The sequence below is a fragment of the Rhodococcus sp. MS16 genome, from assembly GCF_013277795.1.
Taxonomy (GTDB): domain Bacteria; phylum Actinomycetota; class Actinomycetes; order Mycobacteriales; family Mycobacteriaceae; genus Rhodococcus_F; species Rhodococcus_F globerula.
The window spans coordinates 13,862-29,106 of record NZ_VBTM01000014.1 but is presented as its reverse complement, the minus strand read 5'-3'; the positions used below and the strand labels follow the sequence as shown (position 1 = coordinate 29,106).

At 62.1% G+C, this 15,245-nt stretch carries 16 protein-coding genes; 7 read left to right on the top strand and 9 right to left on the bottom strand.

The annotated features are described in order from the left end of the window. Window positions 1-29: 29 nt before the first annotated feature. Both FEZ60_RS25435 and FEZ60_RS25430 read right to left on the bottom strand, forming a co-directional pair. Complete coding sequence (locus FEZ60_RS25435; protein WP_045069262.1) at window positions 30-806, bottom strand: ABC transporter permease; 777 nt, start codon at window positions 804-806, stop codon at window positions 30-32. Between the two features lie 26 nt (window positions 807-832). Then, window positions 833-1,819 carry an ABC transporter ATP-binding protein gene (locus FEZ60_RS25430; protein WP_233363407.1) on the bottom strand — a complete coding sequence of 329 codons (987 nt, stop codon included), beginning with the start codon at window positions 1,817-1,819 and terminating at the stop codon, window positions 833-835. Window positions 1,820-1,917: 98 nt separating this feature from the next. Here FEZ60_RS25430 and FEZ60_RS25425 point away from each other — a divergent pair, with 98 nt between their 5' ends. Further along, complete coding sequence (locus FEZ60_RS25425; RefSeq protein WP_045069260.1) at window positions 1,918-2,886, top strand: YafY family protein; 969 nt, start codon at window positions 1,918-1,920, stop codon at window positions 2,884-2,886. A gap of 98 nt (window positions 2,887-2,984) precedes the next feature. Here the strand turns inward: FEZ60_RS25425 and FEZ60_RS25420 are convergent, their stop codons facing one another. Beyond that, the gene (locus tag FEZ60_RS25420) at window positions 2,985-3,188 is read right to left on the bottom strand and encodes a cold-shock protein (RefSeq protein ID WP_033234264.1); all 204 of its coding nucleotides are present in this window, start codon (window positions 3,186-3,188) and stop codon (window positions 2,985-2,987) included. 313 nt (window positions 3,189-3,501) lie between these two features. Here FEZ60_RS25420 and FEZ60_RS25415 point away from each other — a divergent pair, with 313 nt between their 5' ends. Genes FEZ60_RS25415 through FEZ60_RS25405 form a run of 3 tightly spaced genes read left to right on the top strand, consistent with a single transcriptional unit; the run spans window position 3,502 to window position 6,118 of the window. After that, window positions 3,502-3,711, top strand: coding sequence for a heavy-metal-associated domain-containing protein (locus FEZ60_RS25415; RefSeq protein WP_033234263.1), 210 nt, complete (start codon window positions 3,502-3,504; stop codon window positions 3,709-3,711). Window positions 3,712-3,716: 5 nt separating this feature from the next. Continuing rightward, window positions 3,717-3,884 (top strand): hypothetical protein, encoded by a 168-nt coding sequence (locus tag FEZ60_RS25410; protein WP_172937367.1) that lies wholly within the window; start codon window positions 3,717-3,719, stop codon window positions 3,882-3,884. Then, window positions 3,881-6,118 carry a heavy metal translocating P-type ATPase gene (locus FEZ60_RS25405; RefSeq protein ID WP_116102121.1) on the top strand — a complete coding sequence of 746 codons (2,238 nt, stop codon included), beginning with the start codon at window positions 3,881-3,883 and terminating at the stop codon, window positions 6,116-6,118. The genes FEZ60_RS25410 and FEZ60_RS25405 overlap by 4 nt, the downstream gene beginning before the upstream one ends. Window positions 6,119-6,178: 60 nt before the next feature. Here FEZ60_RS25405 and rsmA read toward each other — a convergent pair whose 3' ends face one another. From rsmA to FEZ60_RS25390, 3 genes are read right to left on the bottom strand one after another with little or no spacing between them, the layout of a single operon-like run. Further along, the gene (rsmA, locus tag FEZ60_RS25400) at window positions 6,179-7,075 is read right to left on the bottom strand and encodes a 16S rRNA (adenine(1518)-N(6)/adenine(1519)-N(6))-dimethyltransferase RsmA (protein WP_033234261.1); all 897 of its coding nucleotides are present in this window, start codon (window positions 7,073-7,075) and stop codon (window positions 6,179-6,181) included. Window positions 7,076-7,085: 10 nt separating this feature from the next. Next, the gene (locus FEZ60_RS25395; protein WP_033234260.1) at window positions 7,086-8,213 is read right to left on the bottom strand and encodes a resuscitation-promoting factor; all 1,128 of its coding nucleotides are present in this window, start codon (window positions 8,211-8,213) and stop codon (window positions 7,086-7,088) included. 35 nt (window positions 8,214-8,248) lie between these two features. Next, entirely contained in the window at window positions 8,249-9,373 is a 1,125-nt protein-coding gene (locus tag FEZ60_RS25390; protein ID WP_172937372.1) for a transglycosylase family protein, read from the bottom strand. A 236-nt stretch (window positions 9,374-9,609) separates the two neighbouring features. On the opposite strand from FEZ60_RS25390, the gene FEZ60_RS25385 reads away from it, so the two are divergent. Both FEZ60_RS25385 and FEZ60_RS25380 read left to right on the top strand, forming a co-directional pair. Further along, entirely contained in the window at window positions 9,610-11,058 is a 1,449-nt protein-coding gene (locus FEZ60_RS25385) for an amino acid ABC transporter substrate-binding protein/permease (RefSeq protein WP_051730475.1), read from the top strand. After that, the gene (locus FEZ60_RS25380; protein ID WP_080711718.1) at window positions 11,055-11,822 is read left to right on the top strand and encodes an amino acid ABC transporter ATP-binding protein; all 768 of its coding nucleotides are present in this window, start codon (window positions 11,055-11,057) and stop codon (window positions 11,820-11,822) included. The genes FEZ60_RS25385 and FEZ60_RS25380 overlap by 4 nt, the downstream gene beginning before the upstream one ends. Window positions 11,823-11,859: 37 nt before the next feature. Here FEZ60_RS25380 and FEZ60_RS25375 read toward each other — a convergent pair whose 3' ends face one another. From FEZ60_RS25375 to FEZ60_RS25365, 3 genes are all read right to left on the bottom strand, one after another. Beyond that, window positions 11,860-12,285: a DUF6578 domain-containing protein gene (locus FEZ60_RS25375; protein ID WP_172937371.1), complete on the bottom strand. Its 426-nt coding sequence runs from the start codon at window positions 12,283-12,285 to the stop codon at window positions 11,860-11,862. Beyond that, complete coding sequence (locus FEZ60_RS25370) at window positions 12,282-12,596, bottom strand: hypothetical protein (RefSeq protein WP_202026513.1); 315 nt, start codon at window positions 12,594-12,596, stop codon at window positions 12,282-12,284. Before FEZ60_RS25370 ends, FEZ60_RS25375 begins: the two co-directional genes overlap by 4 nt. Before the next feature lie 77 nt (window positions 12,597-12,673). Next, entirely contained in the window at window positions 12,674-13,501 is an 828-nt protein-coding gene (locus tag FEZ60_RS25365) for a TatD family hydrolase (protein ID WP_033234256.1), read from the bottom strand. A 21-nt stretch (window positions 13,502-13,522) separates the two neighbouring features. On the opposite strand from FEZ60_RS25365, the gene metG reads away from it, so the two are divergent. Next, window positions 13,523-15,121, top strand: a complete 1,599-nt coding sequence (gene metG, locus FEZ60_RS25360; protein ID WP_095888448.1) for a methionine--tRNA ligase — start codon at window positions 13,523-13,525, stop codon at window positions 15,119-15,121. Window positions 15,122-15,245: the final 124 nt, after the last annotated feature.

Genomic DNA, 15,245 nt, shown 5'->3' with positions numbered 1-15,245 from the left:
TGGGCGAAAACCTACAACCGGCTGACGCCTCATTTGACGGCTCGGACACCTACTCCAAGCCCGACAACTGCGACACTCACGGCGGCGACAACCCCGGCCAGAACGCTGCCCGACGCGAAGTCCCCGGCAAATAGTGCACGCTCCGCATCCACGACATATCCCAGCGGGTTGATATTCACGAGTACCTTCATCCAACCCGGTGCATCGTCGAGCGGAAGCATGGTCCCCGAGAGAATCAGGAGCGGGAACATCAGCGTTTGCTGCACCACCCAGAACATCCAATCCTGCTCCCGCACAGCCAAAGCCAAAGCATAGGACAGGGCCCCGAGCCCGACGCCGAATACTCCGAGCAGAACAATCCCGACTGCCGCGCCGGCAGCATTCACGTCCAATCCGAGTGGTAAGGCCACGAGAATGATCAGAATCGCCTGCGCCGCAAGTGGAACCATCTCCTTGCATGCCCGACCGATCAACAACGACGAGCGTCGTAGCGGCGTCACCAACATTCTCTCGTGCGATCCCTGCTGCATTTCGATCAGGAGGTTCGAGCCTGTCATCGTCGTGCCGAAGATCGCGATCATCACCAGCACGCCGGGGATGAACCAATTCCACACGCCGTCGCCGGTGCCCGGGACGCCTTTGAGCAGCGGACCGAACAATGCGAGCAGAATCAGTGGCTGAATGAGACTGAAGACAACACTGACCGGGTCACGCAACATCGGGCGCAGTTCACGCCCCATCACTATCGCGCTGTCGCGAACGATGTTGCCGCGCACAGCGCGTGGGGTATCGAGTGTGAGTGTCATGGCAAAGTCCTACTTTCTCGAGTGCTCTAGGAAGCGACTGCGGCAGCGCTCTCGCGCAGGCTGCGTCCGGTCAGGGTGAGGAAGACGTCGTCGAGCGTCGGGCGGGTGATGTCGGCGGCCAGAGCGCGGGCACCCCGCGCATCCGCTTCGCGCAGAAGCACCGGGAGCGTCGAATCACCCTCGCTCGCACGGATACTCACCATGAGTCCGTCGACGGCAGTCTCCCGCACCGTGACAAGTTGCTGCGCCACCGACGCCGCAACTGCGGCAGCCTCTTCGGTCTCGAACGTCAGCGACAGATGATCGCCCGCAAGGTCCGCCTTCAGCGCGGCGGCCGTGTTGTCGGCGATCACGGTCCCCTCGTCGATGACGATGACTCGCTCCGCCATCGAATCCGCTTCTTCGAGATAGTGCGTCGTCAACACGATTGTCGTGCCCATCTCGCGCCGCAACCGGAGTATGTGATCCCACAAATTGGCCCGACTCTGCGGGTCCATGCCCGTCGTGGGCTCGTCGAGAAACAGTAGCGGTGGCCGATGTACCAGGCCGAGTGCAATATCGAGCCGTCGGCGCTGACCTCCTGACAGCGTGCTGACCTTGCGAGTTCCGAGATCCGCGAGTTCCAGATCGGTGAGAAGTTCGTCAGCCCGACCCTGTGAATCCGGCTTGGACATTCCGTAACACAGTCCCTGCGTCACCAATTCGTCGCGAACCCGCTGGTTGTGGCCGGCGCCATTGCCCTGTCCGACGTATCCGAGACGCGAACGCACCTCGCTTCGCGCATCGGACACATCAAAGCCAGCGATGCGCGCACTGCCTGAGGTCGGTTCGAGCAAAGTAGTCAGCATGCGCAACGTCGTCGACTTGCCGGCGCCGTTCGGCCCCAACAGGGCTACCAACTCCCCCTCCGCAACATCGAGCGTCACGCCTTTGACCGCTTCGACAAGGTTCTTACCCTGCGAGAAGTGCTTGGTGAGCGACTTCGTCTCGATCATCGGACTGCTGTGATTCATGATTGAGCCCCACATTTCTTCTCGATTTCCCGGATGCGGATAAACCTAGAATCAATTGAGGACCGTTACAGTCCTCAATCTCTGCGACACTGAATTTCATGAAGGAGACATCAGCTCGTCTACTGCGGTTGCTGTCGCTACTCCAGACCCGTCGAGACTGGTCCGGCGCCGAACTCGCAGACAAGCTTGCAATCACACCGCGCACCGTTCGCCGCGACGTCGACCGCCTGCGCGACCTCGGATATCCGGTGGACGCGACGGTGGGTGTCGGTGGTGGATACCGTCTCGGCGCCGGGGCCGAGATGCCTCCCCTTCAACTCGACGACGAAGAAGTACTTGCGGTGGCATTGTCATTACAGTCCGGCGCCACCGGCTCGGTGGTCGGCATCGGCGAGGCCTCGATGCGTGCTCTTGCCAAGCTCCGCCAGATCATGCCGCCCCGGCTGCGCTACCGCCTGGAATCGCTGCAGATCGATGTGGTGCCGCGTGAACCGGCCACAAGCGCAGTGGACGCGTCCATCCTGTCCGCCATCGCATCGGTGTGCCACAACCACGAGCGACTTCGGTTCGACTACGCCACACATGACGGCACGCAGAGCCGCCGCGAAGTGGAGCCGTACCGCCTCGTGCGGTCGGGCGTGCGGTGGTACCTGGTGGCGTGGGATCTCTCACGGGAAGACTGGCGGTCATTTCGCGTCGACCGAATGGAACCCAAAATTCCTACCGGACCACGTTTTTCGCCTCGAGAGCTACCTCAGGGCGGGGCAGCGGAATTCGTGTCCCGAGGAGTCGCCCGCGCCTTTTCGTCCACGCGCGCAACAGTTCTGCTCCATGCGCCCATCGAACAGATCGCGCCGATGGTCAGCAATCAGTGGGGATCAGTGGAATCCGACGGCGAAAATCGCTGCGTCATAGCACTTTCCGGAAATTCACTGCGCTCCGTCGCACAATGGCTGCGGGCCTTCGAGGTGGACTTCACAGTGCTGAATCCACCCGAGCTACGCGCGGAATGTCGAATAATCGCCGAGGAGCAGGCTGTGATCACCGCCCGCTATCGTAATGCCTGACAACACTTTTCATTCGGATACAACAAAACCCCAACCCAAAAAGAGTTGAGGTTTTGTCGAGTACGTCATGCGCCGGTTGCCCGGCTCACATGGACGTCTTAGACGACGGTAACGCCGGTGGCCTGCGGGCCCTTGTTGCCCTGACCGATCTCGAACGCAACACGCTGGTTCTCCTCGAGCGTGCGGAAGCCGCCGCTCTGGATCTCGGAGTAGTGAACGAAGACGTCAGCGCTGCCGTCTTCGGGAGCAATGAAGCCGAACCCCTTCTCGGAGTTGAACCACTTCACGATGCCCTCTGCCATGTAAATCTCCTCTAACACAGTGTCTACAGGCTGTCACTGCGACCGCCCGGGTCACTTACTACGACCGTTCTGAGACAAATCCGTGGAGGATGTCCAAACGCTCGCAACTTAACCATTTGCGAGCGTGGAAACACAAACACAAACACTTACGACCAACACAAGTAGATCATAGATCCTCGACTTTGTCTCGCTCGAGTGTCAGATCACAGTCCAGCCCATTGACAGGCATACCCCCTGGGGGTACCTTGAATCTCGAAGCGATACCTACACGGGGTATCCGTACAATAGAGCCAGTCAACCGAAGGGATCTCCCATGACCACCGCCGAATACACCGTTTCCGGAATGACCTGCGGACACTGCGTCGGATCCGTCAAGGAAGAGATCGGCAACATCGCCGGAGTGACCGCCGTCGACGTCGATCTGGCCAGCGGCCGCGTCAGCGTCACGAGTGACGCACCCGTATCCGCAACTGACATCGCCGCGGCAGTCGACGAAGCCGGCTACGCCGTCGTAGACAGCTGACGGCCATGCGCACATCGGCAACACTTGCCGCCTACGCCGGAGGCCTTGTCGTCGTATTCGGCGCCGCCTTCGGCGTGGGGGCGGCCGTCGGAAACCCTGTCGAGAGCCCGAGCCACGCGCCGGCGTCCAGCACATCGAACACGCCCGCAACCCATGAGGAAGGTCACCGATGAGTACACCCACCACCGTCGGTAGCGTCGAACTCGCCATCACGGGAATGACCTGCGCGTCGTGCGCCGCTCGAATCGAGAAGAAACTCAACAAGATCGACGGCGTCAGTGCCACGGTCAACTACGCCACGGAGAAGGCCAAGGTCTCGTACCCCGACACCGTCGGGGTAGATGAACTGCTCGCCACCGTAGAAAATGCGGGCTACTCGGCAGCGCTCCCCACGCCGCCTGCCACCACCGCCGACGCAGACGTGGAGACCCCACAGGATCGTGACCTCCGCGAACTGCGAACCCGGCTGATCGTCTCGACCCTACTCTCGGTTCCCGTCATCGCGATGGCGATGATCCCCGCACTTCAGTTCACGAACTGGCAGTGGCTCTCCCTCACACTGGCGGCCCCCGTCATCGTCTGGGCGGCTCTGCCTTTCCATCGCGCCGCCTGGATCAACCTCCGGCACGGCGCAGCCACGATGGACACCCTCATCTCCATCGGCACCATTGCCGCGTTCCTGTGGTCGCTGTACGCGCTGTTCTTCGGCACAGCCGGCGAAGCCGGGATGAAACACGCGTTTTCGCTCACCGTCGACCGAATGGACGGCACCGCCAACATTTATCTCGAGGTCGCCGCAGGTGTGATCACCTTCGTGTTGGCCGGACGCTACTTCGAGCACAAGTCCAAGCGCACCTCGGGTGCGGCGCTGCGTGCACTCATGGAACTCGGCGCAAAGGACGTTGCAGTCCTGCGAGACGGTGCCGAGGTCAGAATCCCGGCCGAAGATCTTGTCACCGGCGACGTCTTCATCGTCCGCCCAGGTGAGAAGATCGCCACCGACGGAGTCATCACCGAAGGCCGCTCCGCCGTAGACCTGAGCATGCTGACCGGCGAATCGGTGCCCGAGGAGGTAGGCGTCGGCGACAGCGTTGTCGGAGCCACCGTTAACGTAGGCGGCACCCTGTCCGTCCGGGCCACCCGAGTCGGCAGCGACACGCAACTCGCCCAAATGGCAGCACTTGTCGAAGACGCACAGAACGGTAAGGCTGACGTTCAGCGTCTCGCCGATCGCATTGCGGGCATCTTTGTTCCGATTGTCATCGCGATTGCCGTTGCCACACTGGGTTACTGGCTCGGTAGCGGCAACGGAATCGAGATGGCGTTCACCGCGGCCGTCGCCGTCCTGATCATCGCCTGCCCCTGTGCGCTCGGATTGGCAACACCCACCGCACTGTTGGTCGGCACCGGTCGAGGCGCCCAGATGGGAATCCTGATCAAGGGCCCCGAAGTGCTGGAATCGACTCGCGCAGTGGACACCATCGTCCTCGACAAGACCGGCACCGTCACCACCGGCCAGATGACTCTGCTCGACACCATCGCAGCCGACGGAACCAGTATCGATGACGTCTTGCGTTTGGCGGGCGCTCTCGAACATCGCTCCGAGCACCCGATTGCTGCGGCAATTGCCAAGGGTGCCAAGGAAACAGTGGGCGAACTTCCCGCGGTCTCCGACTTCGTGAACGTCGCCGGACGAGGCGTTCAGGGAATGGTCGACGGCCACGCTGTAGTAGCCGGCCGTGAGGCATTGCTCGACGACTGGGCTATGACGTTGCCCGAGAACCTGCGCGCTGCAAAGACCGAAGCAGAAAAGGCGGGCCGCACCGCCATCGCAGTCGGCTGGGACGGAGCGGCGCGCGGCGTCCTCGTGATAGCCGACGCCGTCAAGGACACCAGCGCCGAGGCGATAGCGCAGTTGAAGGCACTCGGCCTCGAACCGATCCTACTGACAGGCGACAACAAGACCGTCGCCCGGACCGTCGCAGACCAGGTGGGCATCAGCACCGTATTTGCAGAGGTCATGCCAGCCGACAAGGTCGACGCCGTCAAGAAACTGCAGGCGGAGGGACGCGTCGTGGCCATGGTCGGCGACGGCGTCAACGACGCGGCGGCTTTGGCTCAGGCCGATCTCGGTCTGGCGATGGGTACCGGCACCGATGTCGCAATCGAAGCCAGCGACATCACACTGGTTCGCGGTGACCTTCGCTCGGCAGCGGATGCAATCAGGTTGTCTCGCAAGACACTGAAAACAATCAAGGGCAACCTGTTCTGGGCCTTTGCATACAACACGGCAGCTATCCCCCTCGCGGCGGCGGGACTGCTGAACCCGATGCTGGCCGGTGCCGCGATGGCATTCAGCAGCGTGTTCGTGGTGAGCAACAGCCTGAGGCTGCGCCGGTTCAAGTAAGGGGCCTTCGGCCCCTGTGCGCCTTTTTGGTAGCGATGGCTATCAGAAAGGCGCACAGGGTTATTCGACTCCTGCCAAACGCACAAACGCCGCTGCGTCGAGCATCTCGCCACGCGTCTGCGGCTCGATTCCGGCAGCAAGGAGCCTGCGCTCCGCTTCAGCCGGCGAACCCGCCCAACCACTGAGTGCTGCTCGCAAGGTCTTGCGACGCTGAGCAAAAGCTGCGTCGATCGCGGCAAAAACACGCTTGCGGTGCTGCTCGTCCATCGGCCACGGCGGCTCGGCGTAACGGTCGATCCGTACCAGACCGGACTCCACCTTGGGCGCCGGCCAGAACACATTGCGTCCCACGGCGCCGGCACGGCGGACCTCACCGAAGAAATTGGCCTTGACGCTCGGGACGCCGTAGATCTTGCTTCCCGGATCAGCAGCCAGGCGATCAGCGACCTCGGCTTGCACCATCACCAGCGCGGTACGCAGGCTCGGCAGCGACGCGAACAGGTGCAGCAGCACCGGCACCGCCACGTTGTACGGAAGGTTCGCGACCAGAGCCGTCGGCTCCCCCGGGATCTGCGACGGCAACACACGCATGGCGTCGGCCTCCACCACCGTCAGACGATCTGCCAGTTCAGGAGCGCGCTCGGACACCGTCTTGGGCAGACGAGCCGCCAGATTCGGATCGATCTCCACCGCGATGACACGATCTACGACGTCCATCAAGGCCATGGTCAGTGAGCCGAGACCTGGTCCGACCTCGAGAACCACGTCGTCACGGGTGACGCCGGCGGTAGTGACGATGCGTCGCACGGTGTTGGCGTCGTGAACGAAGTTCTGCCCCAACTGCTTTGTGGGGCGCACACCGAATTCCTCGGCAAGAGCGCGCACCTCGGCCGGGCCGAGCAGCGCTGCCTGCCCGCGAGGGGTGGCGATGGGTTGGTTCGATTCGGCGTCTGACACAGGTATGAACTTAACCCAGTCCGAGACGACCCGAGCACGACGGCCATGCGCCCCAGCCCTGGGTACGCTGGGTCTGCGTGGCAATGGCGATCTGCTCCTCGCGGGTCGCGAGGTCGGCGCGGGCAGCGTACTTGAGCCCGCCCTGTCGTTCCCAGGTGTTCTGGTCGAACTGCACGCCGCCGTAGAAACCGTTGCCGGTGTTGATAGCCCAGTTGCCGGTGGCCTCACACTGAGCGAGCGCATCCCACGTGCTGCCGTTCTCGACCGGCGGCACCTCGGTGCCGGGCTTGGTACCGACGCGGACGACCTTGGGTTGCGCGGGTGTGGTGATCGTCTCGGCAACAGGCGTGCGACCGGTTTCGACACCGTTGACCAGATTGACCGCAAATGTGACGTCACGAACGCCGGGCACTCCCGGGTTCTCGACGATCGTTCGGCTCTGATTCATGGTCGGATCCTCGATGCGCTGATCCGGCGGATCGAGCGGCAAGGTCTCCACTCGGCTTTCGGTGATATTGCGCGTCACCGTGATCTCGAGGCCTTCGGTGAGCGGCGCATCTGCTGCGGGAACAACGGTGTCCGCAGCTGCGAGCGGAGTTCCGTTTGCGGTCAAGAACTCACCGACAGTGGGAGCTGCGAGCCGGACATCCGTCGTCGCATGTGCTCCGTCAGTCAGCTTTGCGACAACAGGCGTGAGGACATCGAGCGCTGCGCCGTCCAACGGAAGACGCTGCGAACGTGAAGCCGAAACATGAACATCTGCAGCAACATCGAGTTGCTTCAAGGCATCTTCGACTGTGAGAGCTGTTGTCCACACGGACTTCTGCTGACCGTCGACCGTCAAGGTGATCTCGCGGGCACGACGCAGCACGACGGTGTCGCCGTCGGACACGGACGCGTCGGATGCCGGTGCAACAGCGTCCTTGTCACCGATCGAATAGCCCGCATCTTCGAGAATGCCGTCGACGTTGCTCGCCATGGTGCTCAGGCGAATCTGCTCACCGTCGACGTCGAGAGTGATGGTCTTGTGGTTGACCACAGCCAGAATTCCACCGGCCACCAGCGTGAGAAGCAACGCGGCGATCATCGAATACAACAGCGGTGATCGCGTCGAGTTGAGCTTCGCAAGCGGTGACATAGGTTCCTGACTTCTGGTCCGGGGTCAGTGCGCGGTTAGCGCAGACCCAATTTGCTTGTGCACGAAGGCCATGCGCCCCAGCCTTGGCCGGCGCGAACCTTCTCGCCGATCGCGATCTGCTGCTCACGGGTTGCGAGGTCGGCACGCGATGCGTACTCGCCACCGCCGAATGCCTGCCAGGTGCTCTGGGTGAATTGCAATCCGCCGTAGAAACCATTGCCGGTGTTGATCGCCCAGTTGCCGGTGGCCTCACACTGCGCAATCGCATCCCAGGTCGCCGCATTGGAAATTGCCGGTACCGCAGGTTCTTTGGTGCCGACCTTCACTACCGCGGCAACAGGTTCCTTGACCACGGTCGCAGAAAGCTCAGTACGCGCTGCCTCGACACCATTGACGGTCTTGACCTCGATGGTCGCCGTGCGCTCACCGGGAACTCCCGGATTTTCGACGACGGTCGAGTCCTTCTCGAGCGACGGATCGTCGATCTTGTTCTCCGGCGCGGGAATCGGCTGGTTCTCGACACGGGTGTCGGTGCGCGACCGGGTAATTTCGACGGTGAGCCCGTCAGTGACAGGAGTCTCGGCGGGCGGAACAACGGTATCGGCCTGCTCGAGCGGAGCATTGCGTGCGGCCAGAAGATCACCGACGGTAGCGGCGGCAAGCTTGATTTCCGTAGCGGGCGCACCGCCGTCCGCAACGTTGACAACCTTGGGGCTGATCACGTCGAGTTCCGTGCGTTCGAGTGGCAAACGATGCGAGCGTGACGCCGATACGGCAAAGTCGTCGGCCACGTCGAACTGCTTCAACGCTTCGTCCACGGTCAGCGCGGTGGTCCACACCGTCTGCTGCTTGCCGTCGACGGTCAAGTCCAGCTCGCGTGCGCGTCGCAGAACGACAGTGTCTCCGTCGGTCAGAGAGGCGTCGGAGCTGGGCGCAAGTGCGTCCTTCGGATCCACCTCGTATCCGGCCTTGTCCAAAGCGCCACCGACGCTGCTCGACATGGTGGACAGCGAGATCATCTCGCCGTCGACGTCGAGCGTGATCGTCTTGTGCTGAACCACCACGAGCAGCCCACCGACAACAAGCGTCAGGAACAGCGCCGCCACCATCGAATAGAGAAGTGGTGACTTCGTGGAGTTGATCTTGGCAAAAGGCGACACAGGAAATCCCAAGGCAGACGACGTTCGATCACAATACGGTAACGGCCACACACCGCTTCGGCAACCAAACGGTCACGAATTGCGACTTTTGTCACGGAATAAACACGGCGTGTCGCAGGTCGGTAACTTTTTACCTCAGTTAACGGTGTACCGATTCAGCGCGGCGCGCAGTATGTTCTCGTCTGGTCATAAGCAGTCCGGCGATCCCGGGCGTGACATACGAAAGCTGGGCGAGAGTGCGAAGAAAAGTCGACAAACCCCGTAACCCGAGGTGGCCGATCCTGGCCATCCTTCTGGCGCTCATCGCAGCGCTGTTCGCTCCAGGCATCGCGTCGGCGCAGCCGGGCCGGACGTACATCATCGCCACCGACGTCACGTTCGCCCCGTTCGAATTCGAGGACGAAAACGGCAATCTCACCGGCATCGACATGGAACTGATCCGGGCCATCGCCGAGGATCAGGGATTCAACGTCGAGATCAAGCAATTGGGATTCGACGCCGCTCTGCAAGCAGTCCAGGCCGGCCAGGCAGACGGCGTCATCGCCGGCATGTCGATCACCGACGCCCGCAAGCAGGTCTTCGACTTCTCCGACCCGTACTTCGAGTCGGGCGTGCAGATGGCAGTGCTCGAATCGAACAACGACGTCAAGTCCTACGAGGACCTGAAGGGCAAACGCGTCGCCGTCAAGAACGGCACCGAAGGCGCCACGTTCGCCGAATCCATCAAGGATCAATACGGATTCACGACTGTCTACTTCGCCGACTCCGCCAGCATGTACGACGAGGTCCGCACGGGTAACTCCGTCGCGGTGTTCGACGACTACCCAGTGCTGGCCTACGGCATCACCCAGGGCAACGGACTCAAAACCGTGACCGAGAAGGAAGCCGGCGCAAGCTACGGCTTTGCCGTCAACAAGGGCCAGAACGCCGAACTGCTCGAGATGTTCAACGCCGGACTTGCGAACCTGCAGGACAGCGGCGAGTACGACGAGATCCTCTCGCAGTTCCTCGGCCAGGACGCCACCTCGTCCGACAACTCCATCATCGGGCTGATCAAGAGCACCTACCCACAACTGCTCAAAGGTCTGTGGCTGACCATCGTTCTGTCGGTCGTCTCGATCGCGATCGCTCTTGTCCTGGGTGCGATCTTCGGACTCTGCCGCGTATCGACAAACATCGTCGTCCGCGGAATCGGTACCGCCTACGTCGATATCTTCCGTGGCACGCCGCTTCTGGTGCAAGCGTTCTTCATCTACTTCGGCATCCCGGCCGCTCTGCACTTCCAGATGTCGGCATTCACCGCCGGTGTCATCACGCTCTCGCTCAACGCCGGCGCCTACATGGCCGAGATCGTGCGCGGCGGAATCCTGGCCGTCGACAAGGGCCAGATGGAGGCATCACGCAGCCTCGGCATCAGCTACATGAAGACAATGCGGAAAGTCATCATGCCGCAGGCAATTCGCACGATGATCCCGTCGTACATCAACCAGTTCGTCATCACCCTCAAGGACACGTCGATCCTGTCGGTCATCGGACTGGCCGAGCTCACTCAGACCGGGCGCATCATCATCGCGCGCAACTTCCAGTCCTTCAACATGTGGCTGATCATCGGCGCCATGTACTTCATCATCATCATGGCGCTCACCAAGTTCTCGAACCGCCTCGAAAAGAGGATCAACAAGTGACCGAAACAGCCGTCAACATGAGCAAGCCAGACACCGAAATCAAGATCGAAGTCAAGGGACTGAAAAAGTCGTTCGGCGACAACGAGGTCCTCAAAGGCCTCGACGTCGACATCAAGAACGGCGAAGTGGTGTGCGTCATCGGGCCGTCCGGATCGGGCAAGTCCACCTTCCTACGCTGCCTCAACCGCCTCGAGGACATCACCGCAGGCACCGTGCGCGTCGACCAGTTCGACCTGACGGACAAGAACGTCGATATCGACAAAGTGCGCCAACACATCGGCATGGTGTTCCAGCACTTCAATCTCTTCCCCCACATGACCGTCATCGAAAACGTGATGCTCGCTCCGATCCAGACGGGCCGTTCCACCAAGGAACAGGCACGTGAGATCGCGGCGAAACTGCTAGGTCAGGTTGGTCTCGCCGAGAAGGCCGACGCCAAGCCCGCGAGTCTGTCCGGCGGTCAGAAGCAGCGTGTTGCCATCGCCCGCGCACTCGCCATGAGCCCGGACATCATGCTCTTCGACGAGGCCACCAGCGCCCTCGACCCCGAAATGGTGGGCGAGGTTCTGCAGGTGTTGCGCGACCTCGCGAAGCAGGGCATGACCATGGTCGTCGTGACCCACGAAATGGGATTCGCGCGCGAGGTATCCGATCGCGTCATCTTCATGGCCGACGGCTACATCGTCGAGGAAGGGAAGCCGGAAAACCTGTTCGGCAATCCGCAGCAGAAGCGCACCCAGGATTTCCTGGGGAAGGTTCTCTAAGGGGCTCCGCCCCTGTGCGCCTTTCTGGTAGCGCCGACTACCGGAAAGGCGCACAGGGGGTGGCCAACTCGACGACCACACCGGTCTCGATCCGGTTCTGTGGACCGACGTCGAAATCACCGAACCTCCGGAACCACCGAGGACTCGCAGCGACCCGTCGATAGGTCTCACTGCCTGCGACGGGCAACCACACGCGTGGACTTCCGACTTCCTCGTACGTCGTCGTGACCACAAGGATCCCGAGGACTACACCTGCGGTCCTAACTCCTGACGCCGGCATCCCGCCGTGAACCCAACCGTCGAACCTGCCGGTGTCGGCGCGCGGAGTCAGCGTCCACGAACACTCGTCTCCGACAACCGGATATGGCCCGCAACATTCGATTTCACCCATGTCGATGTGAACGGTGAGGATCTCGACCGAGGATTCCACCGGCGTCGGCTCGGTGTAGCTGTGCGCCCTCACGCCCTCGCAGGAACAGCCAACTCAACGACGACGGCCGTCTCCATCCATCCGCGACTACCACTAACCAGCGACGGCATTCCCCGAAAGTGGCTCGGGACTTTCTCGACGCGAACGTGATCGATGCTCCCCGGCATCACCCCGTCGAACCACAGCGAGTCATGCATCGGGCGCAAAGCCCACGAAGATTCTTCGCCGACGACCGGCAGCGGCACACAGCACTCGAATTCCCACGTTTCGATGCGGACTGTGACGACGTCGTAGGGATAGATGTCGCCGGGATAGATGTCGCCGGGATAGATGTAGTCATTCATCTGAATACTCCGCGCAGTAGACGGGCCGGGACACGACGGTCCCGGGCGCGGAGTTACCTGTCAGCTCAGAATAGCGCTCAGAGCTTGTAGACCCGCTCCGCTGTCGCAGTCGACGCCGCTGCCAGGGCCTCCGGATCCTCGCCGCGGATATCGGCCAATGCGCGCACGGTGTACGGGAGGCAGTACGACTCGTTGGGGGCGCCACGGAACGGATGGGGCGTCAGGAACGGCGCATCCGTTTCGACGATCAGCTGATCCGACGGCACCAATAGCGCAGCCTCACGGAGAGCCTTCGCATTCTTGAAACTCACGGTTCCCGAAAAACTGAGCACGTACCCGGCGTCGATGCATGCCCGCGCCATCTCCGAATCCGAGGAGAAGCAGTGGAACACCACTGTCTCCGGCGCGCCTTCCTCGTTCAGCACGCGCAGCAAGTCCTGGTCGGCTTCGCGGTTGTGAATCATCAGCGTCTTGCCCAACCGCTTCGCCAGATCGATGTGCCACCGGAAACCGTCGACCTGCTCCTCGATGGTGGCGCACCCATCGAGCTTGCCGGGCCAGTAAAGGTCGAGGCCCGTCTCCCCCACGGCGACGACCCGCGGATCCGACGCCAACCGCTCGATCTCGGCGCGAGTATCGGCGTCGAGAACGTTCGCCCTGGTCGGGTGGATTGCGACGGCGGCGTACACGCGGGAATCCCAGTTCGCAGCGTCGACGGCAAAGCGGGCGGCGTCGAGGTCGTCGGCCACCGTCACGACCCGCCCGACGCCGACGGCCTCGGCTCGGTCGACTATTTCGGCCACGCTCGCAGCGTCATGCGCGCCACACGCGTCGAGGTGCGTATGGGCGTCGATCAGAGGCGACAAGGGCTCAGGGGCATCGGGGGCGGGACGGTCTTTGCTCACGCCCGATAGAGTAAGCCCACCATGACTGTGCCTGCCTCACCCTCCCAGACCCCGCGCCCGGACTCCGCTGCCCCGGAAGGCGCGGAACGATCGCCGTTCTACATCACGACAGCGATCGCGTATCCCAATGGCGCTCCGCACATCGGCCACGCGTACGAGTACATCTCCTCGGACGCGCTCGCCCGCTTCAAGCGTTTGGACGGTCATGAAGTGTTCTTCATGACCGGTACCGACGAGCATGGTCTGAAGATGCAGCAGACAGCGATCAAAGAGGGTATCGACGTTCGGGAACTCGCGGCTCGGAACTCCGACGTGTTCCAGAACCTCGACAAGGTCCTGAACATCTCGTACGACCGGTTCATCCGCACCACGGACGCTGATCACCAGGTCGCCAGCAAGGCGATCTGGGAGAAGATGGCCGCATCCGGCGACATCTACCTCGACACGTACTCGGGTTGGTACTCGGTTCGGGACGAGGCCTTCTACACCGAAGCCGAGACCACGCTTCTGGAGGACGGCACCCGCCAGTCCACCGAGACCGGCACCCCGGTGGAGTGGACCGAGGAGTCCAACTACACGTTCCGTCTCTCGGCGTACGAGGAGCGGTTACTCGCGCTGTACGAAGAGCACCCCGAGTTCATCGCCCCCACGACACGCCGAAACGAGATCGTCAGCTTCGTCAAGAGCGGCCTCAAGGACATCTCGATCTCGCGCACCACGTTCGACTGGGGCGTCAAGGTTCCGGGCGATCCGGACCACGTCATGTACGTCTGGGTAGACGCCCTCACCAACTACCTGACGGGCGTCGGATACCCGAACGCCGACTCGGAGGAGTTCAAGAAGTTCTGGCCCGCAAGCCTGCACATCATCGGCAAGGACATCACGCGGTTCCACACCGTCTACTGGCCGGCGTTCCTCATGTCCGCGGGCATCGAGCTGCCGGAGCGGGTCTTCGTTCACGGCTTCTTGTACAACAAGGGCGAGAAGATGTCGAAGTCGGTCGGCAACGTCGTCGACCCCATCGCCATGGTCGATCAGTACGGCCTCGACGCAGTCCGCTTCTTCTTGCTCCGTGAGATCTCGTACGGCCAGGACGGCAGCTACAGCCACGAAGCGATCGTGACTCGCATGAATGCTGATCTCTCGAACGAACTCGGCAATCTCGCGCAGCGCTCGCTGACGATGGTCGCGAAGAACTGCGACGCCCAGGTACCCACCCCCGGTGAGTTCACCGAGGACGACCTGGCGATGCTGGCGTCGGCGGACGCCTTGCTCGCCAAGTGCCGCAGCGAGTTCGACGTGCAGGCTCTGCACCTCGCGCTGGAAGCCATCTGGGGCGTGCTCGGCGAGACCAACCGGTACTTCTCCAAGCAAGAACCGTGGGTCCTGCGCAAGACCGATCCGGCACGTATGGCAACGGTCCTCTACGTGACGATCGAAGTGGTCCGTATCGTCGGCATTCTCGTTCAGCCGGTCATGCCCGACGCGGCGTCGCGGATCCTCGATCTGCTTGGCCAGAGCGAAGAGAGCCGTCAATTCACCGACATCGCGGTACGCATCGACGCGAACCGTAAACTGCCTGCTCCGGCACCTGTTTTCCCTCGTTTCGTCGACGAGTGACGTAGCCGTGTGACGCCTTTCGTGGGGTCCGCCGCATCTGGCCTGAGCCAGTTGTGTCGGACCCCACGTGCACACTGCGTCCATGACACCCGATAGAACATACTTTCGAGCCGCTGCCTCCTCG